General features: G+C 61.6%; 13 protein-coding genes. 12 read left to right on the plus strand and 1 reads right to left on the minus strand.

What is annotated here, in order from left to right; all coding sequences use genetic code 11:
- The first annotated feature begins 215 nt into the window (after positions 1 to 215).
- The 11 genes from rpsP (at position 216) to IV454_RS15895 (ending at position 10,340) form a co-directional block, all read left to right on the plus strand.
- Positions 216 to 479: a 30S ribosomal protein S16 gene (gene rpsP, locus IV454_RS15845; RefSeq protein WP_082692444.1), complete on the plus strand. Its 264-nt coding sequence runs from the start codon at positions 216 to 218 to the stop codon at positions 477 to 479.
- A 36-nt stretch (positions 480 to 515) separates the two neighbouring features.
- Positions 516 to 1,046 carry a ribosome maturation factor RimM gene (rimM, locus tag IV454_RS15850; RefSeq protein WP_206092210.1) on the plus strand — a complete coding sequence of 177 codons (531 nt, stop codon included), beginning with the start codon at positions 516 to 518 and terminating at the stop codon, positions 1,044 to 1,046.
- A gap of 23 nt (positions 1,047 to 1,069) precedes the next feature.
- Complete coding sequence (gene trmD / locus IV454_RS15855; protein WP_206092211.1) at positions 1,070 to 1,816, plus strand: tRNA (guanosine(37)-N1)-methyltransferase TrmD; 747 nt, start codon at positions 1,070 to 1,072, stop codon at positions 1,814 to 1,816.
- A gap of 116 nt (positions 1,817 to 1,932) precedes the next feature.
- On the plus strand, positions 1,933 to 2,319 hold the full coding sequence (gene rplS / locus IV454_RS15860) for a 50S ribosomal protein L19 (RefSeq protein ID WP_054266855.1): 387 nt from the start codon (positions 1,933 to 1,935) through the stop codon (positions 2,317 to 2,319).
- A 68-nt stretch (positions 2,320 to 2,387) separates the two neighbouring features.
- Entirely contained in the window at positions 2,388 to 3,053 is a 666-nt protein-coding gene (locus tag IV454_RS15865; RefSeq protein ID WP_206092212.1) for a CoA pyrophosphatase, read from the plus strand.
- A gap of 124 nt (positions 3,054 to 3,177) precedes the next feature.
- Positions 3,178 to 4,152 (plus strand): CobD/CbiB family protein, encoded by a 975-nt coding sequence (locus IV454_RS15870; protein WP_054266857.1) that lies wholly within the window; start codon positions 3,178 to 3,180, stop codon positions 4,150 to 4,152.
- A 352-nt stretch (positions 4,153 to 4,504) separates the two neighbouring features.
- Positions 4,505 to 4,849: a DUF3579 domain-containing protein gene (locus IV454_RS15875; protein WP_206092213.1), complete on the plus strand. Its 345-nt coding sequence runs from the start codon at positions 4,505 to 4,507 to the stop codon at positions 4,847 to 4,849.
- A gap of 126 nt (positions 4,850 to 4,975) precedes the next feature.
- Positions 4,976 to 5,425 carry a CBS domain-containing protein gene (locus IV454_RS15880; RefSeq protein WP_206092214.1) on the plus strand — a complete coding sequence of 150 codons (450 nt, stop codon included), beginning with the start codon at positions 4,976 to 4,978 and terminating at the stop codon, positions 5,423 to 5,425.
- Between the two features lie 90 nt (positions 5,426 to 5,515).
- Complete coding sequence (locus tag IV454_RS15885) at positions 5,516 to 8,221, plus strand: M16 family metallopeptidase (RefSeq protein ID WP_206092215.1); 2,706 nt, start codon at positions 5,516 to 5,518, stop codon at positions 8,219 to 8,221.
- Between the two features lie 99 nt (positions 8,222 to 8,320).
- Positions 8,321 to 9,100 (plus strand): SDR family oxidoreductase, encoded by a 780-nt coding sequence (locus tag IV454_RS15890; RefSeq protein ID WP_206092216.1) that lies wholly within the window; start codon positions 8,321 to 8,323, stop codon positions 9,098 to 9,100.
- A 703-nt stretch (positions 9,101 to 9,803) separates the two neighbouring features.
- Complete coding sequence (locus tag IV454_RS15895; RefSeq protein WP_206092217.1) at positions 9,804 to 10,340, plus strand: hypothetical protein; 537 nt, start codon at positions 9,804 to 9,806, stop codon at positions 10,338 to 10,340.
- Positions 10,341 to 10,422: 82 nt separating this feature from the next.
- Here IV454_RS15895 and IV454_RS15900 read toward each other — a convergent pair whose 3' ends face one another.
- On the minus strand, positions 10,423 to 11,163 hold the full coding sequence (locus IV454_RS15900) for a GntR family transcriptional regulator (RefSeq protein WP_054266863.1): 741 nt from the start codon (positions 11,161 to 11,163) through the stop codon (positions 10,423 to 10,425).
- Positions 11,164 to 11,552: 389 nt separating this feature from the next.
- On the opposite strand from IV454_RS15900, the gene IV454_RS15905 reads away from it, so the two are divergent.
- A complete protein-coding gene (locus IV454_RS15905; RefSeq protein ID WP_206092218.1) occupies positions 11,553 to 14,324 on the plus strand; it encodes a TonB-dependent receptor in 2,772 nt (923 codons plus the stop codon).
- The last annotated feature ends 52 nt before the right edge of the window (positions 14,325 to 14,376 follow it).

Here is a 14,376-nt window from a genome sequence, read left to right on the forward strand (position 1 = left end):
GGGAAAGCAGGCAGTATCGGTCAATTCTGACCGGAAAGCACGGCGTTTCCTGAGACAGACATCGACGATGCAGTTGGCGGTCCGGGCCAAAATCGGCGATAATCTTTGCTTCGCCCCGAAGTGCGCGCCCTGTTGTCATTAACGCTTGCTGCTGCGCGGCATTGCGCGCTATAATTGTCGGCTTTTTCCGCCCAGCACAACTTTTTGGAATTATTATGGTCGTTATTCGTTTAGCTCGTGGAGGCGCCAAGAAGCGCCCGTTCTTCAACATCGTTGCAACGGACTCGCGCAATCGCCGCGACGGCCGCTTCATCGAGCGCATCGGTTTCTACAACCCGATGGCAGCTGGTGGCGAAGTCGGCCTGCGTATCACCGCAGACCGTCTGGCTTACTGGCAAGGCGTTGGCGCACAATTGTCGCCAACCGTTGCACGTCTGGTGAACAGCCAGCCTGCAGTCGCAGCGCCAGCAGCAGCCTAAGCAGGTCCGGGTTTGAGCGGTTCAGCAGCATCCGGGGTGCAAATCCCTGACGATCTGACGCAAGTCGGATATGTGTCCGGCGCCTTTGGCGTCACCGGTTCGATACGGGTCACCCCGTTTTCCACCGACGCGGATGGGTTGCTGAGCGTGAAAACCTGGTGGCTGGATAAACCCAGCCTGCAATCCGTCTCCGTACGGACTGCGAAAATACACGGCGGCGACGTCGTGGCCCAGTTGGCAGGTACGCTCGGGCGGGATGCCGCGGAGGCGCTCAAGGGCGCCGCTGTTTCCATCCCGCGCAGCCAATTCCCGCAACTGCCGGCCGATGAATTTTATTGGTCCGATCTGATCGGGCTCAATGTAGTGAACCTGCAAGGCGAAGCCTTGGGGCTGGTGTCCGACATGATGCACAACGGCGCGCAATCGATTTTGCGCATCACGCCGGTGCCGGATGCCGCAAATGATGACAAGGCGCCCGAGCGCCTGATTCCGTTTGTGGACCAGTTCGTCAAAACAGTTGACCAGACAAGCAAGACCATCACGGTGGACTGGGGTCTGGATTATTAAGGCTCAAGCAAGGCGAGAACGCGATGCAATTTGATGTCGTGACCTTGTTTCCCGAGATGTTTGCCGCACTGACGCAGTCGGGTGTCACCCGCCGCGCCTTCGAGCAGAAACGCTGGGGCTTGTCGACCTGGAATCCGCGCGATTTCACGACCGATAACCACCGTACCGTCGACGACCGCCCGTATGGCGGCGGACCGGGGATGGTGATGCTGGCCAAGCCGCTCGAAGCTGCCATCGGCGCCGCCAAGCAGCGCCAGGTCATGCTCGACTTGCCGGTGCCGCGCGTGGTCTTCATGTCGCCGCAGGGCAGGGCGCTGACCCACGAGCGGGTGATGGACCTGAAGGATGAAGCGGGCTTGATCGTGCTGTGCGGACGCTACGAAGCGGTCGACCAGCGCTTGCTGGAGCGCTGCGTCGACGAGGAAATCAGCCTCGGCGACTTCGTGCTGTCGGGCGGCGAATTGCCGGCGATGGCGCTGATGGATGCGGTGGTGCGGCAATTGCCTGGTGTACTGAACGACGACGCTTCGGCGCTCGAAGACAGTTTCGTCAACGGCTTGCTCGACTCGCCCCATTACACCCGTCCCGATACGTATGAAGGCGTGCCGGTGCCGCCGGTCCTGATGGGCGGCAACCATGCCGAGATTGTCAAGTGGCGGCGCGAGCGCATGCTCGACGCCACCGCGAAGAAACGGCCCGATCTGCTGGTCAAGGCGCGCAACGCCGGACTGCTGAGCAAGGCCGATGAAAAGTTTCTTGCAGGTTTGTAAATCTGCTATTGCAGTACCAAGCAGTGCCACTGTACGGGCAATCTCGCCCGCATCAGTAACCCCATCCTCTACTGGGCGAATGCAGCGCCAGCAAGATGGTTATCGGAGTCCTAAAAATGAATTTGATTCAGCAACTTGAGCAAGAAGAAATTGCCCGTCTGGGCAAGACTATTCCTGATTTCGCACCTGGCGATACCGTTATCGTCAACGTCAACGTGGTCGAAGGCACCCGCAAGCGCGCCCAGGCATACGAAGGCGTCGTGATCTCCCGTCGTAACCGTGGCCTGAACTCGAACTTCATCGTTCGCAAGATCTCGTCCGGCGAAGGCGTCGAGCGTACGTTCCAGCTGTATTCCCCGCTGATCGCATCGATCGAAGTCAAGCGTCGTGGTGATGTTCGCCGCGCCAAGCTGTACTACCTGCGTGAGCGTTCGGGTAAATCGGCACGTATCAAAGAAAAACTGCCAAACCGTCGCGCTGCAACTCCAGCCGCTGCCAAGTAATCGGCATCTGCGTTGCAAAAAAGGCATCCCTACCCGGATGCCTTTTTTTGTTTTAAAGGACAATACCCTTGCCCAAGATTATTTTTGATCCAGAAAAATTGCCCGTTGAAGCCCTCGGCGGCGAAGCGGCGCTCGATCCCGAGCGCCTCACGCCTGCGTGGCTGCGCCAGCGTTTTGCCAGTCCCGCCGACTGGCAGCCGGAGCCGCCGGGCGAATCCTGGGCCGAACGCACGGTGATGACGCCGGCCTCGGTGCTGCTGCCGCTGGTGCAGCGCGAGGGCGGCCTGACCATGCTGCTGACCGTGCGCACGGCGCACCTGTCGGCGCACGCGGGGCAGATCAGTTTTCCGGGCGGGCGCGCCGAGAGCTATGACGCCTCGGCCATCGACACGGCGCTGCGCGAGAGCGAGGAAGAAATCGGCCTGCAGCGCCGCCACGTGGACGTGATCGGCACCTTGCCCGATTACATTACCGGCACCGGCTACCGGGTCACGCCGGTGGTGGGCCTGATCGCGCCGCCGTTCGAGCTGGCCGCCGACACCAATGAAGTGGCCGAAATCTTTGAAGTGCCGCTGCAATTCCTGATGGACGGCATGAACCACCAGCGCCTCTCGCTGGAACTGCCCGAGGGAGCGGGGCAGCGCAGCTTCTACGCCATGCCGTATGATCGCTTCTTCATCTGGGGGGCCACCGCCGGCATGCTGCGCAATCTGTTTCACTTCCTGCGGGCCTGAACCGGGGCAGGGCGGGTCCGGCTGGAGCGCCAATATGTTTGATTGAATCGGTGCTCTGCGCTATCGTAGCGGGCATTGATGAATTGCTCTGCTGCTTCATTTCAAAAAGTACAAAGGACCTTCGATGACATTTCTCTCCATTCTCTGCGCGCTGCTGATCGAACAGCTCAAGCCGCTGCGGGCAGACAATCTGATTTATGCGGAGATCAAGCATTTTGCGATGCGCATGGAGGGGTGGTTCAACGCGGGCGACGCCAGCAACGGCCGCATGGGCTGGGTGCTGGTCATCCTGCTGCTGGTGGGCCCGACGGCCCTGATTTCCTTTCTGCTGTACCACTACCAGCTGGTATTCATCGCCTTTGCATGGAATGTGCTGATTGTCTATCTGACCTTGGGCTTCCGTCATTACAGCCACTATTTCAGTTCGATCCAGGTGGCCCTGAGCGCGGGCGACGAGGCCGGCGCGCGCGCGCTGCTGTCGGAGTGGGTGCGCATCGACACGGTCGGCATGGAAGCGTCGGAAGTGGCCCGCATCGCCGTGGAAAAATCGCTGGTGACCACCCACCGCAATGTGTTCGGCGTGTTTTTCTGGTTTTTGATCGTGGGGCCGGCCGGCGCGGTGATGTACCGCGTGTCGGAATACCTGGCGCGGGCGTGGAACGAGCCCGATCACATGCGTAACGAAGCCTTCGGCCAGTTCGCCGCGCGCGCGTTTTACTGGATCGACTGGCTGCCGGTGCGCTTGACGGCGGTGGCGTTCGCGGTGGTGGGCAACTTTGAAGATGCCATTTACGCGTGGCGCAATTTCGCCCATCGCTGGAACGACGAGGCGCGCGGGATCATCCTGTCGGCCGGGGGCGGAGCCATGGGCGTGCGTTTGGGCACGCCTAACGAGAATGCGTCCAAGGTGTTGCCGCCGGATGCGGCCACGGTCGACAGCACGTATAGCGAAGTGGAAGTGATGCCGGGCGAAGAGCCGAACGCGCGCGCGCTGCAAAGCACGGTGGGATTGGTATGGCGGGCGTTGCTTTTATGGATGCTGCTGCTGTTGCTGTTGTCGGGGGCGGTTGGTTTGGCTAATATTGGGCAGGCGGCGTAAACGACCACCCCATTCGGCACGTCGTGCCACCGTCGTTCCGGCCACTACTCTCGTCGTTCCCGCGCAGGCGGGAACCCAAGTTTGTCGAGCCGTCACTAGCTTCGGCACGAAATTGGGTTCCCGCCTGCGCGGGAACGACGGTGGCGGCCGAAACGACGGCGGTGGCCGGAACGACGGCGGTGGCCGGAACGACGGTAGTGGCAGACCGCTCGCCTCTAACCACATCGCATCATTCTGCAAGTTCAACTCTTCTATAAGATATAATACTCATGTTCCACCGCAGCACCTGATTCACTGGCCCGGCGCTTGCGCCTTCGTCTCCACGCATCTTCTTGTTCCCACGACCCGCCCTATGGCCGAGTTATCCGAAAGCAAGAAAAAACTCGCCGACGAGTTTTTCATTCTTGGCACTACCAGCGATGGCAGGCAGTTCCGTCCCAGCGACTGGGCTGAGCGGCTGTGCGGCGTCATGTCCTGTTTCCGTCCCGAAGGCTCGGGCGGACGCAACGCGCACCTGCAGTTCTCGCCCTATGTGCGCCCGACCATGCTCGACGGGGTCAAGGCCGTGGTGGTCAACAACGACCTCCAGAAACTCGAACCGCTGGCCTACCATTTCGTCCTCAATTTCGCCAAGGATAACGATTTGCAAATCGTTAACGCCTGCTTCCTGCCCCTGCCCGGCGACCCTAAAATTTAATGTAGCGTTACCGCCGCTTTGAGCGGGATCAAACCGACATCAGAAAGCCCGCGTAAGTTTAAGCCTGTCGCGTGCAATCCTGCGCGCGCGCATATCGAACAGCGCTGAGCCGCTCAGGAGGAAACAATGCGCATAGGCGAAATCTGTACTGTCCAAACAATCTACTGCAAGGCCGACGAATCCGTCCAGGCTGCCGCCTTGCTGATGCGAAAGCATCACGTTGGCGACCTCGTCGTCGTCGAACAAGCGGAAAGCGAACGCATTCCGGTCGGCATCATCACCGACCGCGATATCGTGGTCTCCGTCATCGCGCTCGGACTCGACCCGTCCAGTCTGCTGGTCGGCGACATCATGAGCGCCGACCTGTTGACCGCGCCGGAAGACGACGACCTCTACGAAACGATCGAACGCATGCGTTCTCGCGGCATCCGGCGCGTGCCGGTGGTCAATAACGCGGGCGGCCTGGCCGGCATCGTCAGCGTCGACGACCTGCTCGAATTCCTGGCCGAGGAAATGGGCGAACTCTCACGCATCAGCTCGCATCAGCAATCGCACGAGAAACGCGCGCGCCAGTAGCCCGCCGGGGCGATGCCGCGCTCTGGTATGATGGCCCGCGCCGGGGTCCGCGTGGGCACGGCAAACCGTGTCCACCTACCAGAAGACCTCATGAATCAAATTCGCTGGATCTGCGCCGCCGCTTACCTTGTCACGGGCGCCGCGCTCGCCCTGCCGCTGCCCAAAGGCGTCGTGCAGGGACCTTCCGTCGAAGGCATTACCGAATACCGTTTGCCCAACGGCCTGAAGGTGCTGCTGTTTCCCGACTCGTCCAAGCCCACCGTCACCGTCAACGTCACCTACCTGGTCGGCTCGCGCCACGAGAACTATGGCGAGACCGGCATGGCCCACCTGCTCGAACACCTGATGTTCAAGGGTGCGCCCAACAACCGCAACATCGCGCAGCAATTCTCGCAGCGCGGCATGCAGTTCAACGGCACCACGGCGCTCGACCGCACCAACTACTACGAAGTGTTCCAGGCCGGCGACGACAACCTGCAATGGGCGCTGCAGATGGAAGCGGACCGCATGGTCCATTCCTACATCGCCAAGAAGGATCTCGACTCCGAAATGACGGTGGTGCGCAACGAGTACGAAAGCGGCGAGAATTCGCCCGGCGAAGTGCTGATGAAGCGCATGCAGAGCCTGGGCTACGACTGGCACAGCTACGGCCGTTCAACCATCGGCAACCGCAGCGATATCGAGAACGTCAAAATCGAGAACCTGCAAGCGTTCTACCGCACCTGGTACCAGCCCGATAACGCGGTGCTGCTGGTGGCCGGCAAATTCGACCCGGCCCGCACCCTTGGCTGGATCGCGCAGCGTTTCGGCGCCATCCCCAAGCCGAAGCGCGCCTTGCCGCAGTTCTGGACGGTGGAGCCGACCCAGGACGGCGAGCGCAGCTTCACCGTGCGCCGCCAGGGTGACGTGCAGCTCATCGCGGTCGGCTACAAGGTGCCGGCCGCCCTGCACGACGACAGCGATGCCCTCAGCTTCGCCTCCGAAGTGCTGGGCGCGGCCACCACCGGGCGCCTGCACAAGCTGCTGGTCGAAAGCGGCAAGGCCAGCGACGTCTTCGCCTACGCCGAAACCGGCTACGCGCCCGGCATGCTGTATTTCGGCGCCACGGTGAAAAAGGGCGATCCGATCGAACCGGTGCGCGACGCACTCACCGCCGCCGTCGAGGACTTCGCAAAAACGCCGCCGACCGAGGCCGAGATCGAGAGGGTGCGCCGCAACTACATGAACAGCATCGAGAAAAGCCTGAACGATCCGCAGCAGGTCGGCGTAGCCCTGTCCGAAGTGATCGCGCTCGGCGACTGGCGCCTGTTCTTTGTCGGGCGCGAACGCATCGCCACCCTCAGCGCGGCCGAAGTGGCGCAAGCGGCGGGGCGCTACCTGCGCCGCGACAACCGCGTGACCGGCCACTTCCTGCCGGACGACGCCCCGCGCCGCGCCGAGATCCCGCCGGCGCCGACCCTGGCCTCCGTGATGAAGGACTTCAAGCCCAAGGCCGCCAGCCAGAAGTCGGAAGACTTCGAGCCGAGCCAGGCCAACATCATGAAACGCAGCACCCTGGCCAGCGCGGGCGGCATCAAGCTTGCGCTGCTGCCCAAGAAGAACCGCGGCGAAGCCGTGTTCGTGGACCTGAACCTGCATTGGGGCGACGAGAAAAGCCTGTTCGGCAAAGGCATGCTGCCGGCGATGACGGGCGCCATGCTCACGCGCGGCACCACCAAATATACGCGCGAGCAGCTCTCGGACGCCTTCGACCAACTCAAGATCAGCGGTGGCCTGATGGAGTTCGAAACCACCCGTTCCAACCTGGCCGAGGCGCTGCGCCTGATGGCGCACGTGCTCAAGGAGCCGACTTTTCCGGAAGCCGAATTCGAGCAGCTGCGCCAGCAAATGCTGGTCAGCCTGGAGTCGGGCCGCAGCGAGCCGCAATCGGTGGCCGGGCGCGTGCTGAGCGAGCATTTCGACCATTATCCGAAGGGCGACATCCGCGCCAGCCGCACCCTCGACGAGCAGATCGCCGACGTCAAGGCGGTGCGCCTGGACGATGTGAAGGCTTACTACCGCGACTTCTACGGCGCCTCGCACGGCGAACTGGCGATTGTCGGCGACTTCGACGCCGCGCCCGTGGCCCCGCTCATCGACGAGTTGTTCGGCAAGTGGCAGAGCCGCGCCAGTTATGCGCCGGTGCTGCGCACGCATGCGGCGATCGCGCCGATGAACAAGACCGTCAACCTGGCCGACAAGGAAAACGGCGTCGTCATGGCGCGCATGAACCTCGACCTGCAAGTCGACGATGCGGATTATCCGGCGCTGATGCTGGCCAATTATATTTTCGGCGAGGGCGGCCTGGAATCGCGCCTGATGAACCGCATCCGCCAGAAGGATGGCCTGTCCTACGGCGGCGGCTCGCAACTGGGGGCAGGGGACCTTGACCGCGCCGGCAGCCTGACCATGAGCGCCATCGCCGCCCCGCAGAACCTGGCCCGGCTCGATGCCGCCATGCGCGAGGAACTCACGCGCGCCGTCATCAAGGGTTTTACCCCGGGTGAGCTGGCGGCGGCCAAATCGGGCCTGTTGCAGCAGCGCGCGCAAAACCGCGCGGAAGACAACATCCTGGCCAGCGGCTGGACCTCGCTGCTGTACCTGGGCAAGACCTTCGAATGGAGCGAGCGCTTCGAGCAAAAACTGGCCGCTGTGTCGTTGGAGCAACTAAATGCCGCCTTCCGCAGGGCGATCGATCCGGCCAAGCTCAGCGTCGTCATAGCGGGAGATCAAGAGAAAGCCAAGCTCAAGCGGTAAAAGTCGCCATACTTGCTGGCGGGATAGCAACGTTTACGGTATTCTGTTGCCTCGAGGAAGTATTTGCTTCCTCTGTAGAATATACGGAGATGTTGGATCATGGCCAGGGAGAAGCAGAAGGAGTCGTCGTTCGAGGGCAAGGTTGTTCTCGTGACGGGCGCGGCGGGCGGCATCGGCCGCGCTGCCGCGGTGGCGTTCGGACGCGCCGGTGCGTGCGTGGTGGTGGCCGATACCTCGGTCGATGGCGGCCATGCGACGGCGGCGATGATCGTCGAAAACGGCGGCAAGGCGCTGTTCGTGCAGTGTAATGTCACGCGCGCGACGGAAGTCGAAGCGCTGATCGACAAGACGGTGGCGTATTACGGGCGGCTCGATTGCGCGTTCAACAATGCCGGCATCGAGGAAGAGCACCTGCCGCTGGCGGACGCCGAGGAAGCGCTGTTCGACCGCATCATGAACGTCAACGTCAAGGGTACCTGGCTGTGCATGAAGTACGAGATCCGCCAGATGCTCAAGCAGGGCGGCGGCACGATCGTCAACACGGCATCGGTGGCCGGCTTGGTGGGCGCGCCGACGCAGCCGATTTACGCGGCCAGCAAGCACGCGGTGGTGGGCATGACCAAGACCGCGGCGGCCGAGTATGCGCGCGAAGGGATTCGTATTAATAGTGTGTGTCCGGGCGTGGTCAATACGCCGATGATGGGCCGTGCGCTGGAACGCGAACCGCTGCGCGAGAAAAAGCTGCGCAATGTGCATCCGATGGGCCGGTTCGCCGAGCCGGCGGAGATTGCCCAGGCGGCCATGTGGCTGTGTTCCGAGCACAGTTCGTTCGTGACCGGGCACCAGTTGGCGGTCGATGGCGGGTTGACCGCGATTTAAGGAGTCACTGTCGTTTCTGCCGCTGGCAGAAACGACTTTCCTCGCCAAGGCGCTCGAACGACGACTCCGCCGTACGCAACTCCGCCACAAAATCCTCTATATCCCCAAGTTCGACCGGCAAATCTCCGCGGCGGTCTATTCTGCGGAACACAGGCGTGCCCCACGCCATTCCATCCCCATCGTCTCGACAGTGCGAGCTTGGCCTTGCAGGTGCGGCGCTAATTATTCCTAATTGTTTTTGATGGCGCGATGGTCGGGTGCTACGCTGAACGCAGCCTATCGAGGCGGCACGATCGACACCTGAGACATAAAGTCCACTGCGAACCTCGCCGTCAGCAAGCAATTGACCGCGCATTATCCGGTTTGGTGTTCTGCATGGCTATCGATCGAATCGTCGTCACCCAAGGAGTTGCTTATGTGTCCGCCGCCATCACCGACATCCGCGCCTGTCAGTAGCCCGCAGGCGCATTCTCTTCAGCATCGCGCCCATGCCGCCACGAGCAAGGCGCATCCAGTGCTTCGACGGGTAGCCAGCGCACCGGGGCGCCTCGCGGCAGGATGCAGCACCAGCAACGGATCGAGTTCCACCGGGAGCGCGTCGAGCGCCTGCTCAGCAAGCAGCCGATCCGCATTTCTTCCCCCGTCGTCCACTGGTGCCACTGCTGCGCAGATCAAAGTACGGATCGAGGCATATGAGACGCTATTGAGTACCGACGTGATCCGCCGTGACCATGGCACTCGTGGCGGCAAAACCTGGTTCGAAGACCGCGCTAAAGATGAGCGCGGACCTATGGCTACACATTTCTGTAACACATACAGTCCCGAAGAAGCTTTGATGCAAGAAAATTATCTGGCTCGAAACATTCACGGGAAGTCCTTTAATGCCAGCGATGTGTTCTTCTCGCAGTGGCGACAGGCTATGCAATCAGACGCCGGTGACATTCCGGACCGGCCACCATCTCGCATCGTACGCGACACGATAGATAACCCTGAGTCCAAGGAGGCGCTCATTAAGATGTATGGCGAGGACGTGAATACTTACAATGAAATTGTGGGAAGTGAGAACTTCAACACGATTCTTCACGCAACGCCCAACGGTAAAACGACCAGAGCCATTGTCGATGACTACAATCAGATTAACCGTGAGCGCAACAAGCCGCTCTTCAGGATCATCCGGCTGACGGTGCGCAAAACATCGGCACAAGGTGGCTGGAAACTGGAGTTTCATCTGGCCGAGTAGTTTTTAAGAGCGCGTTGCATCCCGCAGCCGCGATGGGGCTCGCACCGTCTTGCGAGCGCTCGCCTTCCTTGACCACGAGCGTCTACGCCGTACTCAACTCCGCCACGAAATCGTACATATCGCCCCTGAAGTAGGACCGGCAAAACTCCACCGCCCGTCCATCCCTCAGGAACGCCAGCCGTTCCACGCACAATCCCGCATCGCCTTCCTTCGATTGCAGCAGCTTGGCCTGCTCCGCATTGAGCAGCAGCGCCGATAAGCGTTGCAGCGCGCGCGTGGGCCGGTTGCCGGCCGCTTCCAGCGCCTCGTACATCGACACCCCCACCACGTCGAGCGATGGCAGGCAGGACGCCACGATGGTCGCGTACTCCAGGCACATCGGCAATTCGTCCGCATAGCGGATCCGGTTGAAGCGGTACACCGGCGCCCCGGGCGAGAGCCGCAGGCGCAAGGCTTCTTCCGGCGTCACCGTCCCTTCCGAGCGTTTCAGCCACACGCTACGCGGCGTGCGCCCGCGTGCCCGCATATCCTCCGAGAACGAGGTCAGCTTGGCGAAATTCTTCTCGATCCGCGTGTTGATGAAGTTGCCCGAGCCCGGCCGCTTGACCAGCAAGCCCTCGCTCACCAGGCCGTCGATGGCCTTGCGCACCGTGATGCGCGAGATCGACAGGTCCAGCGCCAGTTGCCGTTCCGCCGGCAGGGCCTCGTCCGGGCCGAAGATGCGCTGGTCGATCGCTTCGCGCAGGGCGCGCTGCAATTGCTGGTACAGCGGCTGCGAGCTGGTCTGGGCCAAGGCTTGCATGATGTCGACAAGGGAAGTCATACCAATCTGCTTTCGTTCGTGAGGGTGGGACCACTTTTCCTGTCGCCTGGCGCAAATTCGCCACATCATGCAGTTGTCGCATTTGCATATAACGATAATACCAAAAAAAGACCGCTGCCAGAGTCCTCCCTCTTGCAACTACGCAAAATTCGCCCCGAATGACCAGACCACTTGCCCAAAAACCCAGTCCACCCGTGTGTTATCGAAACAACATATGAAAAAAATCACTTAACTGGTAGTGTTCTGGTATTAAAGAGGAGTATATTGGCGTTAGATTGGTTTTAGACGTGGTGGTACCCGTAGCACATAAAAAGTCGTTGTTAAAAATGAACTGGCTTACTCACGGAGCCAACATCAAGGGGGAAGTAATGAAGCGCAATCAGTCAGTAGTGAATAAGAACGCAGAGCGTCCTGTATCGACCAGCCTGACGCCGGTAGCGTCGGCCGCAGCTATTCTGGTGTTGAGCATCGCGATGTCGGCCCAGGCTCAGGCCCAGGGTCCCGCCAAGGCACCAAGCCTGGACCCGGACGTCAAGGGTGAAGTGGTGGTGGTCACTGGTATCCGTGCGGCCATGCAGCAGTCGCTGAACCAGAAACGCAATTCCGACAGCCTGGTCGAAGTCATTACTGCTGAAGACGTGGGCAAGATGCCCGACAAGAACGTCGCCGATTCCCTGCAGCGCCTGCCCGGCGTGAGCGTGGCCGCCGCCGGCGGTTCCGAAGGCAGCTTCGGCGAGAACGACCGGGTGGCCCTGCGCGGCACCCCGTTCGGCCTGACCCTGACCACCCTGAACAGCCACACCGTATCGAGCGGCGACTGGTTCGCCGACAACATCATCGGCGGCGGACGCAGCGTGAGCTTTTCCCTGTTCCCGTCCGAACTGATCGGCCGAGTGACGGTGCACAAGGGCGCGCAGGCCAACCTGCTCGAAGGCGGCGCTGTCGGTGTGGTGGACATCGAAACGCGCAAACCGCTGGACTTCAAGAAGGGCGTCAGTGCACAGATCAGCCTGGGCGCCGTGAATTCGCAAAACTCCGGCAAGAACGATCCCCAGTTTAACGGCATGGTGAACTGGAAGAACGAAGCGGGCAACTTGGCCGTGCTGGTCCAGGGTTTCCATGAAAAGCGCACCCTGAGCCGCGTTGGCCAGGAAAACGGGATCTGGTACGATCCGGTCGAAGCCGGTTCGCCTGTCGACAAGGCCCTCCCTGGCGCAGCGAGCGCCATCCAGACCGATCCGGTCAAGGGCGCCAAGGCCAACTACCTGGGCGGCACCGCCTGGTTCGAGCAGGAACGCACCCGCAAGGGCGGCCTGATCGATATCCAGTTCAAGCCGATCAGCGACGTCACGCTCGACCTGACCGCCTTCCGTTCGCATCTCGACGCACCGAACATCAACCACAACTTCATGCAATCCTTGGGCCGCTTCCTGGCGCCGAACTGGGCGACCAAGGATTTCCCGGCTGGTAACGTGAGCGGCACGGTCAACAACGGCGTGCTGACCCAGCTGACCGGCACCGTGCCGGCCAACTGCGCCACCTGTTCGAGCATGTCGAGCGCGGTGCAGGAAGAATTCAGCCGTCCCGTGGCCGAAAGCCAGTCGCAGTTCGTCAACCTGGACGGCAAATGGCGAGTCAGCGACAAGCTGACACTGTCCAGCAAGGTCGGCACCACCAAGGGTCTGGGCAATACCGTCAGCGGCGCGCTCGGCGTGTGGATGCCTTACACCGGCGGCAGCTACACCATCCATGGCGTCGACAAGGCAGTCACCTACGTGACCCCGGGCGCCGACAAGTTCTCGATCGGCGGCGGTCCTGACGGCGGCGGCAACATTCCGTACACCTACGGCTCGCACGTCACCGCGATCGACAAGGAAACCTACGGCCAGATCGACGGCACCTTGAAGCTTGATCTGGCCAGCGTGCAGTCGATCCAGTTCGGCGTGCGCGGCGCCGAGCACAAGCGCGACCTGACCGCCATCGGCATCAACGCCTTGCCTGGCTTGGCCGTGGTCGGCAACCTGCCGATGGGCGGGTTGACTTCCTTCCCGACCGAGTTCAACGACCTCGACGCCAACGGCGCCGGCTACTGGACGTTCTCGCGCGAGGCCGTCAACAGCTGGCTGAGCACCTACGCCAAGTACGAAGGCCACCTCAAGCAAAACGAATTCAAGATCAAGGAGCCGACCCGTTCGGCCTACGTGATGGCGAACTTCGGCGCCGAAGGCTTCTCGGGCAATGTCGGTGTGCGCGTGGTGCACACCAAGGAAGAAGTCGAGCGCAACGAGATCGCGCCGTCCGGCAACTTCGAGCCGCGCCTGTACACCAACACCTATCTCGACTTCCTGCCAAGCGCGAACTTCCGCATGGACCTGTCGAAGAACCTGGTGGCGCGGTTCTCGACCAGCCGCACGATGGCGCGTCCGGAGCTGGGCCAGATGGCCGGCACCGACCTGCGCGACGTGCAGGGCACCGGCAGCGCCGGCAACCCGAACCTGCGTCCGATCCGCGCGAATAACTTCGACCTGGGCGTGGAATGGTATTTCGCCGAGAAGTCGCTGCTGGCGGCGGGCGCGTTCTATTCGGCGCTGGACGGTTATGTGACCTACGGTTCCGGCAGCGCGACCTTCTACAACCAGTTGCAGAAGAAGAATACCGTGTACCAGATCGACACCCCGCTCAACACCACGGCGGAAGTGAAGGGCATGGAGTTTTCGTACCAGCAGGCGCTGCCGGCGGGTTTTGGCGTGAATGCCAATTACACCTACACCCTGGGCAAGGAAACCGGCAAGGCGCCGGGTTCGGTCTGCGGCAAGCTGACCTATGCCGACTGCACCCTGATCGGTACCTCGAAGAACGCCTACAACGTCGGCGCGTTCTATGAGCAGGACAAGTTGAGCGCGCGTCTGACCTACAGCTGGCGCTCGGGCTTCTTGAATGGCACCAGCCGCAATTCGGCCTCGTACCAGGCGGCGGTCGGTTCGCTGTCGGCATCGCTGGCGTATCAGATCAATGAGAACTTCAGCGTCACCCTGGACGGCAAGGACTTGAACAATCCGATGGTGCGTTCGGTGATCCACACCGCCGGTGCGATGGATGTGCCGGGTTCGCTGTACAAGAATGGCCGCCAGATTTATCTGGCGCTGCACGGCAAATACTGAGGCTGAGATGGAGGGACTCCGGTCCCGCCCAAAAAAACGGGACGCTTGGGCG

The organism is Massilia antarctica, assembly GCF_015689335.1.
Lineage (GTDB): Bacteria > Pseudomonadota > Gammaproteobacteria > Burkholderiales > Burkholderiaceae_D > Telluria_A > Telluria_A antarctica.